Annotated in this window: 20 protein-coding genes; 9 read left to right on the top strand and 11 right to left on the bottom strand. The window is 73.4% G+C overall.

Features of this window, described 5'->3' with window-relative positions; genetic code table 11:
• Positions 1 to 21: 21 nt before the first annotated feature.
• Positions 22 to 816: a helix-turn-helix transcriptional regulator gene (locus ACZ3YL_RS04405; protein ID WP_465655324.1), complete on the bottom strand. Its 795-nt coding sequence runs from the start codon at positions 814 to 816 to the stop codon at positions 22 to 24.
• A 49-nt stretch (positions 817 to 865) separates the two neighbouring features.
• Here ACZ3YL_RS04405 and ACZ3YL_RS04400 point away from each other — a divergent pair, with 49 nt between their 5' ends.
• Entirely contained in the window at positions 866 to 1,342 is a 477-nt protein-coding gene (locus ACZ3YL_RS04400; RefSeq protein ID WP_465655322.1) for a DUF2000 family protein, read from the top strand.
• Positions 1,343 to 1,418: 76 nt separating this feature from the next.
• Here the strand turns inward: ACZ3YL_RS04400 and ACZ3YL_RS04395 are convergent, their stop codons facing one another.
• On the bottom strand, positions 1,419 to 2,681 hold the full coding sequence (locus ACZ3YL_RS04395; protein WP_188310220.1) for a glycoside hydrolase family 10-like protein: 1,263 nt from the start codon (positions 2,679 to 2,681) through the stop codon (positions 1,419 to 1,421).
• A gap of 66 nt (positions 2,682 to 2,747) precedes the next feature.
• Positions 2,748 to 3,062 carry a hypothetical protein gene (locus tag ACZ3YL_RS04390; protein ID WP_465655321.1) on the bottom strand — a complete coding sequence of 105 codons (315 nt, stop codon included), beginning with the start codon at positions 3,060 to 3,062 and terminating at the stop codon, positions 2,748 to 2,750.
• Positions 3,063 to 3,237: 175 nt separating this feature from the next.
• On the opposite strand from ACZ3YL_RS04390, the gene ACZ3YL_RS04385 reads away from it, so the two are divergent.
• Positions 3,238 to 4,017: a VOC family protein gene (locus ACZ3YL_RS04385; RefSeq protein ID WP_465655319.1), complete on the top strand. Its 780-nt coding sequence runs from the start codon at positions 3,238 to 3,240 to the stop codon at positions 4,015 to 4,017.
• 95 nt (positions 4,018 to 4,112) lie between these two features.
• A complete protein-coding gene (locus ACZ3YL_RS04380) occupies positions 4,113 to 4,331 on the top strand; it encodes a hypothetical protein (protein WP_465655318.1) in 219 nt (72 codons plus the stop codon).
• 5 nt (positions 4,332 to 4,336) lie between these two features.
• On the opposite strand, the gene rox is transcribed toward ACZ3YL_RS04380, so the two are convergent.
• A complete protein-coding gene (rox, locus tag ACZ3YL_RS04375) occupies positions 4,337 to 5,767 on the bottom strand; it encodes a rifampin monooxygenase (RefSeq protein ID WP_465655317.1) in 1,431 nt (476 codons plus the stop codon).
• 433 nt (positions 5,768 to 6,200) lie between these two features.
• On the opposite strand from rox, the gene ACZ3YL_RS04370 reads away from it, so the two are divergent.
• Positions 6,201 to 7,397, top strand: coding sequence for an MFS transporter (locus ACZ3YL_RS04370; RefSeq protein WP_188310216.1), 1,197 nt, complete (start codon positions 6,201 to 6,203; stop codon positions 7,395 to 7,397).
• A 68-nt stretch (positions 7,398 to 7,465) separates the two neighbouring features.
• Positions 7,466 to 8,296 carry an aldo/keto reductase gene (locus ACZ3YL_RS04365; protein WP_465655315.1) on the top strand — a complete coding sequence of 277 codons (831 nt, stop codon included), beginning with the start codon at positions 7,466 to 7,468 and terminating at the stop codon, positions 8,294 to 8,296.
• Between the two features lie 587 nt (positions 8,297 to 8,883).
• On the opposite strand, the gene ACZ3YL_RS04360 is transcribed toward ACZ3YL_RS04365, so the two are convergent.
• Complete coding sequence (locus ACZ3YL_RS04360) at positions 8,884 to 9,627, bottom strand: phosphotransferase (protein WP_465655314.1); 744 nt, start codon at positions 9,625 to 9,627, stop codon at positions 8,884 to 8,886.
• Here ACZ3YL_RS04360 and ACZ3YL_RS04355 point away from each other — a divergent pair.
• Positions 9,592 to 9,894, top strand: coding sequence for a hypothetical protein (locus ACZ3YL_RS04355; RefSeq protein ID WP_465655312.1), 303 nt, complete (start codon positions 9,592 to 9,594; stop codon positions 9,892 to 9,894). The two genes, ACZ3YL_RS04360 and ACZ3YL_RS04355, sit on opposite strands and share 36 nt — an antisense overlap.
• Positions 9,895 to 9,923: 29 nt before the next feature.
• Here ACZ3YL_RS04355 and ACZ3YL_RS04350 read toward each other — a convergent pair whose 3' ends face one another.
• The 4 genes from ACZ3YL_RS04350 to ACZ3YL_RS04335 form a co-directional block, all read right to left on the bottom strand.
• Positions 9,924 to 10,319: a CPCC family cysteine-rich protein gene (locus ACZ3YL_RS04350; RefSeq protein ID WP_465655310.1), complete on the bottom strand. Its 396-nt coding sequence runs from the start codon at positions 10,317 to 10,319 to the stop codon at positions 9,924 to 9,926.
• A 77-nt stretch (positions 10,320 to 10,396) separates the two neighbouring features.
• Complete coding sequence (locus ACZ3YL_RS04345) at positions 10,397 to 10,648, bottom strand: hypothetical protein (protein ID WP_465655308.1); 252 nt, start codon at positions 10,646 to 10,648, stop codon at positions 10,397 to 10,399.
• Positions 10,649 to 10,695: 47 nt separating this feature from the next.
• Positions 10,696 to 12,420: a penicillin-binding transpeptidase domain-containing protein gene (locus ACZ3YL_RS04340; protein ID WP_465655306.1), complete on the bottom strand. Its 1,725-nt coding sequence runs from the start codon at positions 12,418 to 12,420 to the stop codon at positions 10,696 to 10,698.
• Between the two features lie 168 nt (positions 12,421 to 12,588).
• A complete protein-coding gene (locus tag ACZ3YL_RS04335; protein WP_188310211.1) occupies positions 12,589 to 13,641 on the bottom strand; it encodes an alcohol dehydrogenase catalytic domain-containing protein in 1,053 nt (350 codons plus the stop codon).
• A 385-nt stretch (positions 13,642 to 14,026) separates the two neighbouring features.
• Between ACZ3YL_RS04335 and ACZ3YL_RS04330 the strand changes: the two genes are divergently transcribed.
• The 3 genes from ACZ3YL_RS04330 to ACZ3YL_RS04320 all read left to right on the top strand — a co-directional run bounded on the left by ACZ3YL_RS04330 (position 14,027) and on the right by ACZ3YL_RS04320 (position 16,444).
• Positions 14,027 to 15,268: a styrene monooxygenase/indole monooxygenase family protein gene (locus tag ACZ3YL_RS04330; protein ID WP_465655304.1), complete on the top strand. Its 1,242-nt coding sequence runs from the start codon at positions 14,027 to 14,029 to the stop codon at positions 15,266 to 15,268.
• Positions 15,269 to 15,402: 134 nt separating this feature from the next.
• Positions 15,403 to 15,948, top strand: a complete 546-nt coding sequence (locus tag ACZ3YL_RS04325; protein WP_465655303.1) for a hypothetical protein — start codon at positions 15,403 to 15,405, stop codon at positions 15,946 to 15,948.
• Positions 15,949 to 16,081: 133 nt separating this feature from the next.
• Positions 16,082 to 16,444 (top strand): antibiotic biosynthesis monooxygenase family protein, encoded by a 363-nt coding sequence (locus ACZ3YL_RS04320; protein WP_188310208.1) that lies wholly within the window; start codon positions 16,082 to 16,084, stop codon positions 16,442 to 16,444.
• Between the two features lie 34 nt (positions 16,445 to 16,478).
• Here ACZ3YL_RS04320 and ACZ3YL_RS04315 read toward each other — a convergent pair whose 3' ends face one another.
• Together ACZ3YL_RS04315 and ACZ3YL_RS04310 are read right to left on the bottom strand one after the other, a co-directional pair.
• A complete protein-coding gene (locus ACZ3YL_RS04315) occupies positions 16,479 to 17,516 on the bottom strand; it encodes an alpha/beta hydrolase (protein ID WP_188310207.1) in 1,038 nt (345 codons plus the stop codon).
• Positions 17,513 to 18,772, bottom strand: coding sequence for a CHAT domain-containing protein (locus ACZ3YL_RS04310; protein WP_188310206.1), 1,260 nt, complete (start codon positions 18,770 to 18,772; stop codon positions 17,513 to 17,515). The genes ACZ3YL_RS04315 and ACZ3YL_RS04310 overlap by 4 nt, the downstream gene beginning before the upstream one ends.
• Position 18,773 lies beyond the last annotated feature (1 nt).

Here is an 18,773-nt window from a genome sequence, read left to right as displayed (position 1 = left end):
TCCTGCTGTGCACCCTGGAACTCAACCAGCCCGGGTGTAGCGGCCGGGAGTCGTGCCGAGCACCCGCTTGAAGTGCCGGGTGAGGTGGGACTGGTCGTAGAAGCCCGCCGCCGTCGCCACCTCACCCGGTGGGCGGCCGTCGAGCAGCAGCCTGCGGGCGAGGTCGACCCGGCGGGACATCAGGTACCGGTGCGGCGCGATGCCGTAGGCCGTGCTGAACGCGCGGACCAGGTGGGCGGGGTGGGCGTGCAGCAGCCGGGCGGCCTGGTCCAGGGTGGTGGCTTCGAGCAGCCGGGCGTCCAGCAGGTCGCGCAGGTCGGCTGCGACGCCCCGGGCGACCGGGGCCTGCGTCCGTGAGCGGCGCGGGCGCAGGCTCGCGCGAAGGCGCTCACTGATGAACGCCAGCCGGCTCTCGGCCTCGAACTCGTCCCCCGGCTCGGCCAGCGCGCCGTGGAGTTGCCCGACGCGCCGGCGCAGCAAGGGGTCCGCGAGGTCCGGGCCGTCCACGGCCGGGCCGATGTAGCGCGCGTCCAGCTGGGTCATGTCGAGGTAGAGCACCCGCTTGCGGAAACCCCCGGCGGTGGCGGTCGAGCCGTTGTGCGGCACCTGCGGCGGCAGCAGGCTGACCGCGCCGTCCGGGGTGCCCCGCTGGTGGCGGTCCAGGTCGTAGCGGACGGCGCCGTCGTCGACGATCAGCACGGTCCAGGCGTCGTGGACGTGCATCGGGTAGACGTGGTCGGTGAAGTGGGCGTGCAGCACCTCCACCACGCCCGGGACGGCCGGGCGCCAGGCGGAGACCTCCTGCCGGGACACCATGCAAAGAACGTACAAGACGGTGGCGGCGGGCGACCGGCAGTCTCGGATCATGAACACCGACCGCAAGGAATCCCAGGTCACCGGCGCGGCAGCGTCGGACGACGCCGCCGCGCCCGTCCGCTTCGACACCAAGATCGCCGTCCTGCTGCGCGAGGACCTCGAACCGTGGCAGCGGTTGAACGTGACCGCCTTCCTGACCAGCGGCATCGGTACGGCCCACCCCGAGGTGATCGGCGAGCCGTACCGGGACGCCGACGACGTCACGTACCTGCCGATGTTCCGCCAGCCGGTGCTGGTCTTCGAGGGGACGAAGGAGACGCTGGCCGGCGCCCACCGGCGCGCGCTCGCCCGCTCCACGCCCTGCTCGGTCTTCACGTCGGAGCTGTTCACCACCGGCGACGACCGGGCCAACCGGGCCACCGTCCGCGCGGTGGGCACCGAGCAGCTGGACCTGGTGGGACTGGCCGTCCACGGGCCGCGGAACGCGGTGGACAAGATCCTCAAGGGGGCTCGGATGCACCCTTGAACGACCGCGGCACCCTGGAACGGCTGCCGCACCCCTGACCGGGTGGGGGAGCGAACGGCCGGGGACGGACGGACGCTCAGCGGGATTCCGCCCGGTAGTGGTCGGCGACGACGCGGGCCATCGCCCCGATGCGGTCCTCGGCGACCTCCCTCGCGGCGAAGAAGCAGTGGCCGCGGACGGAGGGCCGGTGCCCGGCCAGCGCCAGGTGGCGGGACAGCTCGGCCGGGTCCTGCCAGGCGGCGGGCTGCGCCGGATCACCCGCCTTGTACAGGGCCTCGCCGAGGTACAGGTCGACGCCGGTGCCCCGGGCCACCTCGTCCCACCAGGGCACCAGGACGGCGTAGTCGGCGGCGGCGAACCCGATGTTCCAGTACAGCTGCGGGCAGATGTAGTCGAGCCAGCCCTCGCGCACCCACCTGCGGGTGTCGGCGTGCAGGTCGTCATAGGCCTGCACCCCCGCCGTGGTCGCCGAGCCGCGCCCGTCGGTCGCCTCGTTGCGCCACACCCCGAACGGGCTGATCCCGAACCGCACCCGGCCGTCGATCTCCTTGATCCGCGCGGCCGTCTCCCGCACCAGGAGGTCGATGTTGTCGCGCCGCCACGCGGCGCGGTCCGGGAAGCCCGTCCCGTACCGGGCGTAGGCCGCGTCGTCGTCGAAGCGCTGCGCCGCCACCGGGTACGGGTAGAAGTAGTCGTCGAAGTGGACGCCGTCGAGGTCGTAGCGGCGGACGGCGTCGAGCACGGCGTCCTGGACGAAGCGGCGGACCTCGGGCAGGCCCGGGTTGTAGTGGAGCCTCCCGCCGTGGGCCACCACCCAGTCGGGGTGGAGGCGGGCGGGGTGGGTCGGTACCAGCCGGGACGGGTCCGTGTGGGTGGCCACCCGGTACGGGTTGAACCAGGCGTGCAGTTCCAGGCCGCGCCGATGCGCCTCGGTGACGGCGGTGCCCAGGGGATCCCAACCGGGGTCCTTGCCCTGCACTCCGGTGAGCCAGGCCGACCAGGGCTCGTACGGGGAGGGCCACAGGGCGTCCGCGGTCGGGCGGACCTGGAACACCACCGCGGTCAGCCGCCGCTCCGCCGCCCGGTCGAGATGGGCGAGGAGTTCGGCGCGCTGGGCGTCGGCGGGGAGACCGGGCCGGGAGGGCCAGTCCCGGTTGGCCACCGTCGTCAGCCACACACCGCGGAAGTCCCGTTCCCCGAGGCGGTGTTCGCCCACAGCCGGTGCGGCCTGCTCCCGTGGCCCGCCCGGGCTGGTCCCGACCGTCGGGCCGGGCGAGACCAGCCCGCTGAGCGCTCCCGCTGCGCCCGTCACGAAGCCCCGCCGGGTGATTCGCCCCATGTCGCACTCCTCGCTCGGATCCCGTGCGCCCGGGCGCTCCGGAGAGCACACCCGGCCCGCGCCGCGTCAGAACCAACGATCCCGGAGGTGTTCGGATGCGCGGCGTGCGGCCGGTAGTAGGTCAGCGGGCGGGTGACGCACCTGGCGGTCCCGGCCCGCGCCGTCGCCGAGGCCCGCCGCGGCGGTGCTCAGGCCGGCCAGGACGGCGAGGGGGAGGGTGCCGCCGTCTGTGGTGCTGGTGGCGCCCCGGCTGAGCAGGATGCTGGGCGGCCGGGCGAGGAACGCCACGGCGCTGAAGGCGATCCCCCGGGCCAGGGCAGTGTGCCGGGAGCCCGGCACGGCGTGGGCCGGTGGCGCGGAGATCCCGGAGGAAGCGCACACCCGCGTCCCAACCGGGCCTGCCACCGTACTGGTGGTCACCGCTGTGCCCAGGCCGGGCAGGCCGGTTCGCGCCTCCGCCGCCGCAAGCTCCACTGCGGCACGTCTCGGGTGGCGGATCCCGGGGCGGGACGGGAGGGTGACTGGCGGGGGACCTCACGAGCGAGAAAGAGCGACCATGCCCGAAGTCACCACCCCGTACGTGACCGGCACCCCGTGCTGGGTCGATCTGATGGCGAAGGACCAGCAGGCCGCGCTGGACTTCTACCGTGACCTCTTCGGCTGGCAGGGGCAGCCCGGCCCGGCCGAGTTCGGCGGCTACGCCGTCTGCCAGCTCAACGGCAAGGCCGCGGCCGGCATCGGCCCGGCGATGGCCCCCGAGGGGATGCCGACTCCGCCCACCGTGTGGACCAGCTACCTGTCCAGCTCCGACGCCCAGGCCACCCAGGACGCCATCGTCGCGGCGGGCGGCACCCTGCTCGTCCCGGTCATGGACGTCGGCAGCCTCGGCCGGATGCTGATCGCCGCCGACCCCCAGGGCGCGGTCTTCGGGGTCTGGCAGGCGGTGGACTTCTCCGGCGCCCAGGTGGTCAACGAGCCCGGCGCGCTGACCTGGAACGAACTGCACACCAGCGACATCAAGGGCGCCACCGCCTTCTACGGCGAGGCCTTCGGCATCGAGATGGAGCCGGTGGAGGGCGACATCGAGTACTGGGAGCTGAAGATCGGCGGTCGCCCGGTCGGTGGCGCCACGCTGCTCAGCAACGACCCGCCCGGCACCCCGGCGCACTGGCTCACCTACTTCGCGGTCGACGACGTGGACTCCACCGTCGACGCCCTGGTCAGGACCGGTGGCACCGTCCTCGCCCCGCCCTTCGACATGGTGGCCGGCCGGATGGCGGTGGCCGCCGACCCGCAGGGCGCCCCGTTCGCGATGATCAAGGTCACCGCGATGTAGCGACCCCGCAGTAGCGTGTCGGATGCTCAGCCCGCCCGGACTCCCGGGCGGGCTGGACGTTCGGCCCCCAGTGAGGAAGGACGGGTGATCGGATCGTGGCCGGACGCCACCGACGGCCCCAGGAGCCGGAGTTCCCCGCCGACGCCGGCCGCAGGCTCAGGGCCATCGTCGACCAGCGGCCGGTGGTCGAGGAGGGCGTCGTGCTGCTTCCCGGCTCGGACCAGCCGTACCTGTACCGCACCGTGTACCAGCCGGACGGGACGGTGCAGCGCACCCTGGTCCGGGTCGACCCGGGCCCGCCGCACGGCAGTTGACCGGCTCAGGCGGTGGCGGCGCCGAACCACCGAGTGAGCGCTTCGTCCAGCGTCGGCTGGTCCGCGCCGATCCAGGCGACGTATCCGTCGGGCCGCAGCAGCACTGCGGGGACGTCCAACTCCTCGACAGGGTCGGCGACATGGTCGACACGGTCGGCCCAGCCCGCCACCGAGAGGGCGCCGCCGGTGGAGTCGAGCAGCAACGCCCGGCCGCCGCGCATCAGTTCGTACAGGCGCCCCCGCTCCAGCCGGACGTCCCGCAGTCGGCGGCCGAGCAACTCCGGGCCCTCGCCCAGGTCGTAGCGGACCCCGACCCCGAAGACCATCTCGGTGACGTAGCGGTTCACCTCCTCGAAGTCCATCAGGGTGGAGAGCAGCTCGCGCAGCGCGACCGCGCCGGGCTCGGAGCCCAGCAGCGTCATCTGGGCCCGGGTGTTGGCCAGCACCCGGGCGCCCACCGGGTGGCGTTCGGCGTGGTAGCTGTCCAACAGGCCCGCGGGGGCCCGGCCTTGGACAGCGGCGGCGAGCTTCCAGCCGAGGTTGTAGGCGTCCTGGATGCCGATGTTGAGGCCCTGGCCGCCGGTGGGCGGGTGGATGTGCGCCGCGTCCCCGGCGAGGAAGGCCCGGCCGACCCGGTACCGCTCGGCCTGCCGGGTGGCGTCGCCGAAGCGGGACAGCCAACTGGGCGCGTGGGCACCGAAGTCGGTGCCCGCGGTGGCGCGCAGCCGCTGCCGGAACTCCTCCAGGGTGGGCGCCTCGCCGCGCTCCTCGCGGACGTCCGCGGCGGGCACGATCACGCGGTAGACCCCCTCGCCCCGGGGGATGGCGCCGAAGCGCAGCTCGCTCCGGCGGACCTCGGTGACCACGGCCTCGATCACCTCCGGCGCCTCGGCCAGCGACAGCTCGCCGAGCAGGGTGTCGACCCGGGAGGGCTCGCCGGGGAAGGCGATGCCGAGCTGCCGGCGCACCGTGCTCCGGCCGCCGTCGCAGCCCACCAGGTAGCGCGAGCGCAGCCGGCTGCCGTCCGCCAGCTCGACGGTCACCCCGTCCTCGTCCTGGTCGAGCCCGGCCACCTCCTGGCCGCGCCGGATCACGGCGCCGAGCTCCAGCGCGTACTCCTGGAGCAGCCGCTCGGTGACCGGCTGCTCGACGCTCAGTCCGTAGTCGTGGGCGGTGTCCATGCTCTCCGGCCACGGCTTGTGGATGTGGCCGAAGAAGCCGCCGATCCGGAACTTGCCGCCCACCGCGAGGAACCGCTCCAGCAAGCCGCGCTGGTCCATCATCTCCACGCTGCGCACGTGCAGGCCCTGGCCGCGGGACTCCCGGGTCGGCTCCGTCAGCCGCTCCAGTACCACCACCTCCACGCCCTGGAGCCGCAGTTCGATCGCCAGCATGAGGCCGGTCGGCCCGCCGCCGACCACGATCACATCGATCATCGGTACATCCCCCAGTGAGTGATTGGACGAGGCCGCGTATCGGTCACTGACCCGCATACGGTCTGAACCGCGCAAAACGCCAGGTTCCGGCCTCGGGCGACGATTGTGCGCCCTGAGGGGGGCCTTGCCGCAAGGCCCCCCGCGCGCGGTACCTTGAGAGTGGCGAGGAGGTCCTGGACCCCTCGCCTTTTGCTGTCCGTGGCGGGCCTACGCTGCCCGGATGAACGCCGACGATCTTGGATGGCAGCAGCGACGGTCGGATGGTGACGGCGCCGATCCTGTGGTGACGACGCAGACCCGGTGGTGACGGCGACAGTCGGGTGACCGGGGCCGATCTCTGGCGCCTGCAATCATTGCGATTGCCAATATGAAGCGACTGCAACTATTGTGGAGGCCTGTAAGGCGCTGAAGTCATCGTATGAAGGGTCTCGCCATGCCTCTCGCACTCCTCGCCCTGGCCATCGGGGCCTTCGGGATCGGGACCACCGAGTTCGTGATCATGGGTCTGCTGCCCCAGATCGCGGGCGACTACGGTGTGTCCGTCCCCACCGCCGGCCTGCTGGTCACCGGCTACGCGCTCGGCGTGGTCATCGGCGCCCCGCTGATGACCGTGCTGGGCACCAGGATCAGCCGCAAGACGATGCTCATGCTGCTGATGGGCCTGTTCGTGGTCGGCAACCTGCTGTCCGCCGCCGCGCCGAACCTCCCGCTGATGCTCGTCGGGCGGATCGTGACCTCGCTGGCCCACGGCGCGTTCTTCGGCATCGGCTCGGTGGTGGCCGCCGAACTCGTCGCCCCGGACAAGAAGGCCGGCGCCATCGCCACCATGTTCACCGGACTGACCGTCGCCAACGTCGTCGGCGTCCCGCTGGGCACCTACATCGGCCAGGCCGTCGGCTGGCGCACCACCTTCGTCGGCGTCGCGGCCCTGGGACTGCTCGGCCTGCTCGGCATCGCCAGACTCGTCCCGGCCCTGCCCCGCCCCGAAGGCGGCCACCTGCGCGGCGAGTTGACCGCCTTCCGCAACCCCCAGGTGCTGCTGGCGATGGCGATGACCGTCCTGGGCTTCGGCGGCGTCTTCGCCGCGATCACCTACATCGCCCCGATGATGACCCACGTCGCCGGCTACTCCGACGGGGCCGTCACCTGGCTGCTGGTCCTGTTCGGCGTCGGGATGTTCCTCGGAAACCTGCTCGGCGGGAAATACGCCGACCGCAGGCTGATGCCCCTGCTGTACGGGACGCTGGGCGGCCTGGCGCTGGTGCTGGCCCTGTTCACCCTCACCGCGCACAACAAGATCGCCGCCGCCGTGACGATCCTGCTGGTCGGCGCCCTCGGCTTCGCCACCGTCCCGCCGCTGCAGAAGCGCGTCCTCGACCAGGCCCACGGCGCCCCCACCCTGGCCTCGGCCGTCAACATCGGCGCCTTCAACCTCGGCAACGCGCTGGCGGCCTGGCTCGGCGGCCTCGTCATCTCCGCCGGCCTCGGCTACACCGCCCCCAACTGGGTCGGTGCCCTGCTCGCGGCGGCCGCGCTCGTCCTGGCCGTCTGGTCCGCCGCCCTGGAGCGCCGGGACCACCGCTCGGCCGGTGCCGTGGCTCCCGCGGCGCGGATCCCCGTCCACCAGTGAGCGACCGCCAACCGCCGGGCCGCTCCACCCCCACCCAACCCACCTTCCGAGAGACCGGAACCACCACCATGAGCACCCCCAACGTCCCGACCGTCCGGCTGAACAACGGCGTCGAGATCCCCCAGCTCGGCTTCGGCGTCTTCCAGGTCCCCGACGACCAGACCTCCGCAGCCGTCACCTCCGCCCTCGAAGCCGGGTACCGCAGCATCGACACCGCCGCCATCTACGGCAACGAGTCCGGCGTCGGCCGCGCCCTGGCCGCCTCCGGCCTGGCCCGCCAGGACCTCTTCGTCACCACCAAGGTGTGGAACGCCGACCAGGGCTACGACGCCACCCTGCGCGCCTTCGACACCAGCCTCGCCAAGCTCGGCCTCGACCACGTCGACCTCTACCTGATCCACTGGCCCACCCCCGCCCGCGACCGCTACCCCGACACCTGGCGCGCCATCGAGCGGCTCGCCGCCGAGGGCCGGATCCGCGCCGCCGGCGTCTCCAACTTCCAGCCCGCGCACCTGAAGCGGCTGCTCGACACCGGCGAGCTCGTCCCCGCCGTCAACCAGATCGAACTCCACCCCGGCCTCCCGCAGGCCGAACTGCGCGCCTTCCACGCCGCCCACGGCATCGCCACCGAGGCCTGGAGCCCCCTCGCCCAGGGCGCCGTCCTCGACGACCCCGCCGTCACCGCCATCGCCCGGCGCACCGGCAAGTCGCCCGCCCAGGTCGTCCTGCGCTGGCACCTCCAGCTCGGCACCATCGTCATCCCCAAGTCCGTCACCCCGGCCCGGATCCGCGAGAACCTCGACGTCCTCGACTTCGAGCTCACCGAGCAGGACATGACCGCCATCGCCTCCGGCGACCGCGAGCTGCGTACCGGCCCCGACCCGGACCAGTTCAACTGACCGACCCCGGCGGCCCGCTGGCAGCGCATGTCGTCGTCGGCGGGGCCGGGGGGTGATGCGCTGGTCGGGGACGGTCCTTCGGGCCAGGATGACGCCATGCTGATCTCACGGAGTCATGCCGCGTAGGCGGCCGAAGGGGCTGTGCGCGGAGCGGTGGCGGCCCGCACGAGTGGTGCCCGTACGCCGGATCCGGAGCGTCTCGGGGCTCACCCGGGCGGCGATCCGGCGACTGGCGGACGAACGGCTCCAGCCGGACGCGGTGTTCTCGGCGCCGGCCCGGTGCCGGCGGTACCTCGGGCAGTCCGGGCGGGCGCTGCCCGAGCCCGAGCTCTGCGGCGGCCCGTGCAACCCGGTCCTGGCGCGCGACGACTGGGAAGCCGCGCTGCGGTGGCTCCCCGACGGCGCCCGGACCGATCTCGGCCGCCTGGTCGCCCGGCTCGACGCCGAGTTCGACCGTCGGACCGTGCCGATCCCGGGGGTGCGGACATCCTGGGCACCTTCGGGCGTCGAGGGGTGGCGGCTGCGCCTGGACCTGGGGTGGCCGACCGGTGCCGGCGCGCGCCTGCCGAGCGCGGCAGCGGGTGGTCTCACATCCGGGACCTCAGCACGTCGATCTCACAGCCCGGTGCGGACGGGTCGAAGCCGTGCTCGGCCAGCCAGCGAATCGCCAGCAGACTGCGCAGAGACCACCAGGCGCGGATCACGTCGAGGTCGACGTCGGTGCCGTAACCGGTGAGGACGTCGGGGAGGTGCTCCTCGTGCCCGAGCGTCAGGATGGCCAGGTCGAACAGCGCGTCACCCCGGCCCGCCTCGGACCAGTCGATGATGCCGGTCACCGCGTCGCCGTCGACGAAGACGTGACTGAGCTGCAGGTCCCCATGGGTGAACACCGGAGTCCACGGCCGCAGCGCCGTCTCGGCGACCGCACGGTTGCGGGTGACCAGGTCGGCGGGCAGGACGCCGTTGGTCGCCAGCCACGCGCACTCGCCGTCGAGGTCCGCCGCCAGCGCGTCCAGGCTCCGGCCGGGCCAGGGCGGCAAGGGCGCGTCGTGCAGGCTCCGGACGGCGGCACCCGCCGCGGCCCATGCCGCCGCCGACGCGGTCGACGGCTCGCCGAGGCGGCCGAGCGCCCTCCCCGGGAGAGCGGCGAGCGCGATCACGGGCGGCTTGCACCACAGGACCTCCGGGGTCGGCACCGGCGCCAGGGCCATCGCCTCGACCTCGACGTCCATCCGCGCCCGATCGGCGTCCACCTTGAGGAACACGTCGCCGACGCGCAGGGTCGCGCGCTCGGAATGGGCGACGACGATCTCGACCTCGACCTCATCCATGGCGACCATTGTCCCGGGCGGGCCGCCCCTGTCGCCGGATTTATCGGTTGGTTCGATCGTTGCGCCCAACTGCTGCTCTCGGTGGGCTCGTTGCCGGTGCCGGGGGCCACCGTCGGCGCCGCCTCGGCCAGCGAGGTGACCGTCGAGCCGTGGGCTCTCGCAGAACAGTGGCGACTCGGGCAGCAGCGGTCGGCCCGGCCCGACCGCACGGCGACGCTCGACCTCGCGGCCGGCGCATGGCACCTCGGTGTCGGACCTGCCCGTTAGCGTGATCGGATGGCCGCTTGACAACGGCATCAGGAAGCGGCGGGCCGCCAGAAGCCCGTGTGCCGGTAGCGCCACCAGTAGAGCACCGTCCGGTCGACCGGCCAGGCGGCCAACTGGACGCCCCGGGGCTCGAAGTGGTCGCGCTCGGGGTCGACGGGTCGCCAACCGCCGTTCTGCGGTTCGTCGCCCAGGGGCGGGCGGACGTGCTCCACGGACCGTTCCTCGCAGGCTCCGAAGGCCTGGTAGTTCTTCTGGGCCTCGATCAGCGACGGGCGGTTCGCTCCGCCCGGGTAGTCCGGCCAGCGCAGCTGGACGGAGTCGTCCTCCCAGAAGCACACCGGACAGATCTCGTACGAGCCAGGGGGCTCGTCCATGGTCAGGTGACCGCAGCACACACAGGGGTAGTTCGGCGTCACGGTCGTCATCCTGGCCGACGCCACCGCCGGGTGCCAAGCGGTTTCCGGGGAGTTGACAGCCGGGCGCGGCCATGAGGCCGGGCGGCTCAGGCGGTCGTCGGTACGACGTAGCGGAGCTTGCCGCCGTCCGCCGCGACGAGCCTGCCGCCGTTGGCCTCGATCACCCGTCGGGAGGCGGTGTTCGTCTCGTTGCAGGTCAGCAGCGCCCCGGTGACGCCCGGCGCGGCCGCCACCGGCAGCGCGGCGGCGAGCATCGCCGTCGCGTGCCGGGGCGGTGGTGGGGGAGCGCCCTGGAGCCGCCGAAGGGGTACACCGTCGAGGTCGGCGGGCACACCCACCGCGTGAGACCCCCGAGCAGGTCGAACTGCTCCGGGTACGGGCGCGGTCAGCCCTTGCCGCCCGCCTTCAGCACCTGGGCGGCCGCCACGCCCGCCGCGCTGTTGCCGTGGCCGCCGCCCTCGACCTCGGCCGCGACGGCGAGGTCGTTGCGGTAGGCGATGAACCAGCTGTTGGTGGCCTGGCTCGAACCGGCCTCGACGGTGCCGGTCTTGGCGCCGATCTGGCCGCTGAGTCCGGACATCGGGGTGCGGGCGGTGCCCTGGGTGGCGGTGCGGGCCATCATCGAGCGCAGGCCCTGGGCGACGTCGGCGGGCAGCTTCCCGGGGGCCGTCACGCGCTTGACGTCCTCGCGCAGGACGGGCTGACGGAACGTTCCGCTCTGTACGGTGGCGGCGACCGAGGCCATCAGCAGCGAGTTCACCTGGATCTGGCCCTGGCCGATGTACGCGGCCGCGGCCTCGTCCTTGGTGCTCGGGGCGGGGATGGTGGCGTCCCGGCTGGGTATGCCGATCCGCCACTGCAGGCCCAGTCCGAACTGGTCGCGGGCGACCGTGGCCAGGGTGGCGAGCTGGAGCTTCTCCAGGCCCTTGTCGATGAAGCCGGTGTTGCAGGAGTGGATGAAGTCGTCGCTGAGCGTGTAGTCGAGGTGGTTGCCGGGCTCGTCGTTGTGCCAGGTCCTGGGGGAGTTGGTGGTCTCCTTGCAGGGCGCGGCGGTGTCCGGGGTCACCCCGGCCTCCAGCAGCGCCGCCGCGGTGATCACCTTCATCGTCGAACCGGGCGCCTGCCCGCCGCCGACCGCGCGGTTGAAGCCGTCCTGCGAGGCGTAGGCCATCGCGAGGATGTTGCCGGTGCTCGGCTGGACCGCCACCAGCGAGGCGGGCTTGCCGCTCGCCGACTGCTGCTTCACCGCCTCCTCGGCGACCTGCTGGAGGTCGGCGTCGATGGTGAGCTTGACCCGCGGTGCGCTCGGCGGGGTGAGGACGAACAGTTCCTCCGCGTCCTGGCCCCCGCCGGTCAGCACCACGGCCTGTCCGGTGACGACCTTCGCACCGTCGGGCGGGGCGATCTGCGGCAGCACGGACCGCAGCGAGGGGAAGGCGTCCAGCGGTCGGCCCTTGCGGTCGGTCGGCTTGGACACCGGGTCGGGCAGAGCCTTCACGGTGATGGTCCGGCCCGCGGCGAGCTTCGGGTGGACCACGGTCGGCGCCCAGCGCACCAGCACGCGCCCGTCCGAAGCCCGTACGGCGCCCAGCGCACTCTCGTACTCCCAGGCCTCGGTGGTGCCGTCGAACTCCGCCCGCACCCGGTAGCCGACGGTCGGCTCGCCGGTCGTCCCGGCGGCTGCGGGGCCCGTCCCGGTCAGGGTGAGGGAGCGGGCCGACACGCCGTCGTGGAACGAGGCCAGTGCCGCCCGGGCGGCCTCCGGACGGTCGGTGAGGCCGGCGGCGACGGTGAGGTCCCCGCGGCCCCAGGCTGTCAGGAAGTCCTTGGCGACCGCGTCGGCCTGCTCGGCGGTCGGCGGCGCCTGCGGCTCCTTCGCGGCCGTCGGACCGGTGCTGCTCCCGCCGGGGGAGGAGCCGCCGGACACCGCGCCCAGCATGGTGTAGGCGCCGTACCCGGCGACGACCACCAGTGCGGTGAACACCCCGCCGACCGCCACCAGCCACACCCGGCGGGACCGCGGCCGGGGCGGGGCCTCCCGGTGGTCGGCGTGGACGAGGTGGTCGTCCCCGTATCCCTCCGCGTACTCGTCCCCGTGCTCTTCGCGCATGGTGCTGTGTCCCCCCTGGGTACTCCGGCGTCTGCGGGCCCGCCCCGGGCCGATGCTCCCATCGGGCGGGTCGTTCGAGCCCGTACCAGCCTAAGCGTCGTCGATCGGCCGCCGGACGGCGGGGTCTTTGCCAACGCTTGACCCGCGAGGGGGGCGGGGCGAGCGGGATCAGCGACCAGTGGTGACGACCATCCGGAAACGGGCCCGCCCGCTGCTCATCTTCGCGACGGCTGCGGCGCTCTCCTCCAGCGGAAGCTCCTCGATCCAGGCGCGCACGCCGGTCCGGGCGGCGAAGCGCAGGGTGTCCTCGGTGTCGAGGGCGGAGCCGGAGGAGTGGCCGTGGACGGTGCGGTCGCGGGAGATCAACTGGAGCGGGTTGATGGCGAGTTGATCGACGGAGGCGCCGACGATGACGAGTTCGCCGCGGCGGCCCAGGCCGTCGACGGTGGCGGACATGGCATCGGCGTTGGTGACGGTGGCCAGCACGACCTTGGCGCCGCCGAGTGCCTGGAGGGCCTCCGCGACGTTCCCGGCGGTGCTGTCGATGTAGTGGTCCGCGCCCAGCTGGTACGCCAGTGGCTCCTTCTCCGCACCGCGGGCGATCGCGACGGTGCGGAAACCCATCGCGTGGGCGAACTGGACGCCCAGATGGCCGAGGCCGCCGAGGCCGAGGATCGCCACGGTGTCGCCCGGGCGGGCGGAGGAGCGGCGCAGGCCGTTGAACACGGTGATCCCGGCGCAGGCCAGCGGCGCGGCCTCGGCGGCGGTCAGCTCGTCGGGCACGGCCGCGAGCGCGTCGGCGGGCACGATGACGGAGTCGGCGTAGCCGCCGGGGTAGGCGGCGCCGGGCACCTGGAGGTAGGGGCAGAGGACGGCGTCGCCGTGGCGGCAGGCCTCGCAGCGCCCGCAGCTGCCGCCGAACCAGCCCACCGCGACCCGGTCGCCGACCTTCCAGCCCTCGACGCCGTCGCCGAGGGCGTCGATCCGGCCCGCGATCTCGTGACCGGGCGTGACCGGGAAGGTGGTGCCGGGCAGCATGCCGCCGGTGATCAGCAGGTCGGAGTGGCAGACACCGCACGCCTCGACGGCGATGCGGACCGTACCGGGGCCGGGCTCGCGCAGCGGGACCTCGACCAGCTTCGGCTCCCCTCCCGGAGCGGCGACCTGGACGGCGCGCACGCCGCCGTCGGTGGGGGTGGGGGCGGGGGTGGTGGCAGCCATGGGGATCCTTCGTCACGGGGGAGCCGGCGCGGGACGCGCCCGCACACGCTGACCACACCAGCTTGCGGCGTCCCCCGGGGGTTGGCCACGCGCCGCCGGCCGGGCGGATCGATGGCCAGGCGCTATCGGCCGGGGCAGGCCGTTGGCCAGGTGCAATCGGCCGGGGCAGGCCGTTGGCCAGGCGCCGCCGGCCGGGGCGGATCACGGAAACGGCGACTTCTTCACCTCGACATCCGATCGCCCGCGGTCCTCCTCGTCCCCGCCCCGGCGCGCGCGGGCCCGTTCGCGCCGTGGACGCGGACGCTCCGGACTGATATCCAAGCCACTGGCAACCGGCCCGGAGCGGGCGGCCCCGGTCGGACGGACCACCAGGAGAGCAGGGACGATGCGCAGGATTCTGATCGTCGGTGCCGGGCAGGCCGGCCTCCAACTGGCCCTCGGGCTGCAGTCCCACGGCTACGACGTCACACTGCTGACCGACCGTGACGCCCAGGAGGTGCGGGACGGGAGAGTGCTGTCCAGCCAGTGCATGTTCGACTCGGCGCTGCGCACCGAACGCGCCCTCGGTCTGGACCTGTGGGCCGAACGGGCGCCGCGGATCGAGGGCCTCGGGGTGTCGGTCGGCACACCGGACGGGACCAGAGTGATCGACTGGGTCGGGCGGCTGGACGCCTACGCGCAGTCCGTCGACCAGCGACTGAAGATGTCCACCTGGCTGGAGACCTTCGCCGGGCGCGGCGGCCGGGTGGAGCTGCGGCAGGTGAGCCCCGCCGACCTCGAACACCTCGCCGGCTCCTACGACCTGGTGCTGGTCGCCAGCGGCAAGGGCAAGCTGGCCGCGCTGTTCGAACGCGACGAGGAACGGTCCCCGTACCAGCGTCCGCAGCGGGCGCTGGCCGTGAGCTATGTGTACGGGCTCGCGCCGCGCCCCGAGCACGACTTCCCGGCGGTGCGCTGCAACCTGGTGCCCGGCGTCGGCGAGTTCTTCACCCTGCCGGCGCTGACCGCCGACGGGCCGTGCGACATCCTGCTCTGGGAGGCCCTCCCGGGCGGCCCGGCGGACGCCTTCGACGGGCTCCGCGACCCGGCCGAACACCTGCGGGTGATGCTGGAGTTGATGAGGACGTTCACGCCTTGGGAGTACGACCGCACCCGGGCCGGCGTCGAACTCACCGACGCCGGAGGCATCCTGGCCGGGCGCTTCACCCCGGTGGTGCGCCGCCCGGTCGGTGAACTGCCGGGTGGCGGCGCCGTGCTGGGTGTCGCCGACGTCGTCGTCACCAATGACCCGGTCACCGGCCAGGGCGCCAACAACGCCGCCAAGTGCGCCGCCTTCTACCTGGAGGCGATCCTCGCCCACGGCGACAAGCCCTTCGACCGGGACTTCCAGCAGGCCGCCTTCGACCGCTTCTGGGCCGGCGCCGCGCGGGTCGTCACCACCTGGACGAACGCGATGCTCCTCCCGGCGCCCCCGCACGCGGTGGAGCTGTTCGGTGCGGCCGGGCGACTGCGGGCCGTGGCCGACCGGTTCGCCAACTCCTTCGACGATCCGGCGGACGTCGAGAACTGGCTCCTCGACCCCGGGAAGGCCGCCGACTACCTCGCGTCACTCACGCACCGGAGCTGAGCGTCGGTCGGGTCACGGTGAGGTCAAGGTCTCACCAAGTCCCGGCCGACAGCCCCCTGATCATGGTGGGTTCGTGTCAACTCCGGTCCGCCGGGGGCATCGAGGTACCGAACGCGAACAACAGGAGACACGTGGTGGCGGTCGACGGCAGCAACATGGCGCACGCTGTGATAGAGACGGCGGTGAAGGAGCGCACGCGCCTGCAGACCGGCCGAAGCCGGGCGACGACGCTGGTGGTCCTGGTGCTCCTGGCCGGACTCGGCCTCTTCCTGGCGCTGGTCGTCGGCAAGGCCGACCCGACCACCCCTCCGGACTGCGACGGCAAGACCATGACCCGGAGCGACGAGTGCCGGATCTGGTCCAACCACGGCGGCGGAGGCACCTTCGGCTACGACGAGATGATCGACCGCCGGGAGTCCGGCAAGGGCGTGTGGCAGGTGGTCGGCTTCGTCGGCACCGGCCTGTCCGTGGTGCTGATGGGGGTGGCGATCACCAAGCTCGACCCCAAGCGGCCCTGGGGCAAGCCGGTCGAGGCCGTGTGCCCGCGCTGCCACCAGCCCACCCTGCGGGAGAAGTTGACGGTGCACACGATCTCGCGGGGGCGGACCAACTACCGCTACAGCGGCATCGTCACGCTCTGCACACCGGTGTGCGGCTTCACGGGCGTCCGCCAGCGCTGACGGCGGCGCTCCGAGAAGGGCCCGGGTCGGGGTACGGCAGCACCCCGACCCGGGCCCTCGGGCGTCCCTGAAATGTCCCTGATCCGGTGGGACGGCTGGATCGCCGGGCGCACCGCGCCCTACGGTGGCCGGCATGAGCGATCACCAGGAAGCGCCCGCCACGGCCGTCACGCCCGTCCAGGCCTTCGAACCCCCGTACTACGTCGCCGTGTTCAGTGCGGTGCGGACCCCGGACCAGACCGGCTACCGGGAGACCAACGAGCGGATGGAGGACCTGGTCAAGGACATCCCCGGGTACCTGGGCATGGACTACGCGCAGTCCCCCGGCGGACTGGCCATCACCGTCGGGTACTTCCGCGACGCCGACGCGCTCGGTGAATGGCAGCGCGACGCCGAGCACCGGGCGGCGCAGCGGCGCGGGCGGGCCGAGTGGTACCGGAGCTACACGCTGCACGTGGCGAAGGTGGAGCGCAGCCACGGGTTCACGCGGGCGTAGACCCCGTAGCGACCCCGACGCCGTGGCGCCCGGCTCAGCGGGAGTGGGCGGCCAGGCTGAGCAACAGGTGGGCGGACTCCGGGTGCTGGAAGTCGGAGTGGGCGCCGGAGGGGTGCAGCCGGGTGGCGAGCCCGCCCCGGTAGACGTGGCCGGCGTCGATGTTGACGATCGGATGGTCGAGTTCGGCGTGCGGGTACGGCGAGTCGGCCGGGCGGAGCCGGGTGCTGAACTGGGCGACCGGGGCGGAACCGGTGCCGGAGTGGCCGATGCCCGGGAGGCCCTCGGCACGCAGGTGCCAGAAGCCGGTGGCGCGGTCCCAGCGGGAGTGGGTGAGGACCAGCGGACCGCGCAGCGGGGCGCCGGCGCGCCCGGGGCCGAGGAACAGCCGGGGGAACAGCCGGTCGAAGGCGTCGCGCGGCGCGGCCATCTGGAACACCAGGGCGCTGTCGACGGTGAACGGGCGGGCCGGGTCGCCGGGCCGGGACGACCAGCTCAGCACCGGCGGCCCGGCCGGGCGGTCGGCGGCGTACTGGACGGCCTCGCAGAGGAAGCGGCCGCCGAAGGAGTGCCCGAGCAGGTGGAGGTACTGGCCGTGGCGGTTGGCCAGGACGCGCGGGGCGTCCGGGCGGCCCCGGCCGGAGTCGAGGTAGCCGAGCAGGTGCCCGAGGATGCGCCCGGCCTGGCCGCGGGCGCTCATCGCGTGCGCCCGCTCCCGGATGCGCCGGTAGCCGGGCAGACCCGGCAGGCTGGAGGAGGGCCAGCGCACCACCACGCACCAGGGGCGGAACCCGGCGGTGAGCCCCGGGTAGGCCGCCGGGGCGGCGCGGTGCAGTGCCGCCGCCCGGTCGATCAGCGTGGCGGCCGTCCGGTCGGCGGCGTCGGGGCTGGTCTGCCAGCCGTGGACGTAGACGAACAGGTCGGTCGCCCACTCGGGGATCCGCAGGTGCCGGGCCAGATGCTCGGCGACCCGGGCGTCGGGGACGGGCGTCCTCGTCCCGGGGACGAGCAGCCGGCCGTGCTCGTCCAGGTCCACCGTGACGGGTCGTACGGATGTCGAGGGCGTGGGGTTCACGGGTTGAGCTCCAGGATGCTGTCGATGCCGCAGTGCAGGGAGTAGGCGAGCGCCAGCGGGTTGCGGTACTCGCGGGCGAACCAGCGGACCAGTTGCTGGGTGATCTCGCCGGCCGTGAACTCGCCGGTCAGGTAGTGGTCGAGGAAGGCGAAGGCGTACTCGGCGGCGAACTCCTGCGGGATCTGCAGCTGCGGCCCGAGCACGCCGTCCGCGCCGAGGTCGACCAACGCCCGCCCCAGGTGGTCGAGTTCGGCCGCCGCGGACTGCCCGGTGTGGCAGGCGTTCAGCAGCACGAACGGCCGGAAGACGGCGCCGGGCCGGTCCAGGTGGCGGCGGCGGTGGCGGCGCACCAGCTCGGCGTCGATGTGCCGGTCGTCGGAGAGCCGGACGGCGAGCTGCTCGTACGGGGAGTCGTTGGCGACGAACTGGCCGTGGCACCAGAAGTACATGACGTCCTCGTCCAGCACGGCCGTGGACAGCGCCTCCAGCAGCAGGTCCGACTCGGTGCGCACGGTCAGCTGGGAGCGGTCCTCCAGCAGCTTGCGGACCTCGGGCGCCCGGCCGATACCGGTCAGCTGGTCGTCGGTGTTGAGGCTGGTGACGGGCTTGGCGCGGGCGGAGTTGGGCGGCTGGATCGGCGGATAGGCGGCGCCGGTCTGCTCGACCTGGTGCCGGTGGCCGAGGAAGTCCGCCCATGGGTCCGGCTGGTCGCCGTCCACGGCGAGCATCGGCCAGGGCAGGTGGAGGTCGGAGTCGAAGCTGATCCGCAGCGAGCCGTGCTCGGTGAGGGTGGTGGTGAGGTACTCGCGGAAGCGGGTCAGGCTGCGGTCGGATCCGTCGAACATCGTCTCCAGGAAGTACCGTCCCTCCTCGGCGAGTTCGGCGACCTTGCGCTCGGCGACGGCGGCGTGCGGGGAGAAGTCGACGGCGGTCGCGAAGGGGTAGGGGTTGAGCGGGTCGGGGTCGTAGCCGATCAGCCGGTCCCGCCAGACGGCGCGCAGCCGGGCCGCCTTGGCGAGCAGCACGGGTGCGGGGACGGCCAGTTGGGCCCGGTGCGGGCGGGTGCTGGGAGCGCGCTCGCCCGGGCGGAAGGCGCTGATGTGCAGTTCGTCGCCGTGGCGGCGGAGCGAGACGACCAGGTCCAGCGGGGCCGGGCCCTTCGGCGGGAGGTCGGCGGCGGGACCGGTCTGCCGGGGCAGCCGGGTGTAGTCGGCGGAGGGGTTCTGCCGGACGAGGACTTGGAGGTCCCGGGGCACG

This window comes from Kitasatospora sp. NPDC023176, from assembly GCF_055560495.1.
The sequence above is the reverse complement of the archived record's forward strand: the minus strand, read 5'-3'. Positions and strand labels throughout refer to the sequence as shown.

What these genes read in the sequence shown, in the direction of transcription:
- ACZ3YL_RS04335 (WP_188310211.1), bottom strand. Translation starts at nt 13,641, where the DNA reads ATGGCTGCCACCACCCCCGCCCCCACCCCCACCGACGGCGGCGTGCGC.
- ACZ3YL_RS04360 (WP_465655314.1), bottom strand. Translation starts at nt 9,627, where the DNA reads ATGGATGAGGTCGAGGTCGAGATCGTCGTCGCCCATTCCGAGCGCGCG.
- ACZ3YL_RS04385 (WP_465655319.1), top strand. Translation starts at nt 3,238, where the DNA reads ATGCCCGAAGTCACCACCCCGTACGTGACCGGCACCCCGTGCTGGGTC.
- ACZ3YL_RS04330 (WP_465655304.1), top strand. Translation starts at nt 14,027, where the DNA reads ATGCGCAGGATTCTGATCGTCGGTGCCGGGCAGGCCGGCCTCCAACTG.
- ACZ3YL_RS04400 (WP_465655322.1), top strand. Translation starts at nt 866, where the DNA reads ATGAACACCGACCGCAAGGAATCCCAGGTCACCGGCGCGGCAGCGTCG.
- ACZ3YL_RS04320 (WP_188310208.1), top strand. Translation starts at nt 16,082, where the DNA reads ATGAGCGATCACCAGGAAGCGCCCGCCACGGCCGTCACGCCCGTCCAG.
- ACZ3YL_RS04350 (WP_465655310.1), bottom strand. Translation starts at nt 10,319, where the DNA reads ATGACGACCGTGACGCCGAACTACCCCTGTGTGTGCTGCGGTCACCTG.
- ACZ3YL_RS04355 (WP_465655312.1), top strand. Translation starts at nt 9,592, where the DNA reads ATGGGCGACGACGATCTCGACCTCGACCTCATCCATGGCGACCATTGT.
- ACZ3YL_RS04340 (WP_465655306.1), bottom strand. Translation starts at nt 12,420, where the DNA reads ATGCGCGAAGAGCACGGGGACGAGTACGCGGAGGGATACGGGGACGAC.
- rox (WP_465655317.1), bottom strand. Translation starts at nt 5,767, where the DNA reads ATGATCGATGTGATCGTGGTCGGCGGCGGGCCGACCGGCCTCATGCTG.
- ACZ3YL_RS04365 (WP_465655315.1), top strand. Translation starts at nt 7,466, where the DNA reads ATGAGCACCCCCAACGTCCCGACCGTCCGGCTGAACAACGGCGTCGAG.
- ACZ3YL_RS04405 (WP_465655324.1), bottom strand. Translation starts at nt 816, where the DNA reads ATGGTGTCCCGGCAGGAGGTCTCCGCCTGGCGCCCGGCCGTCCCGGGC.
- ACZ3YL_RS04395 (WP_188310220.1), bottom strand. Translation starts at nt 2,681, where the DNA reads ATGGGGCGAATCACCCGGCGGGGCTTCGTGACGGGCGCAGCGGGAGCG.
- ACZ3YL_RS04370 (WP_188310216.1), top strand. Translation starts at nt 6,201, where the DNA reads ATGCCTCTCGCACTCCTCGCCCTGGCCATCGGGGCCTTCGGGATCGGG.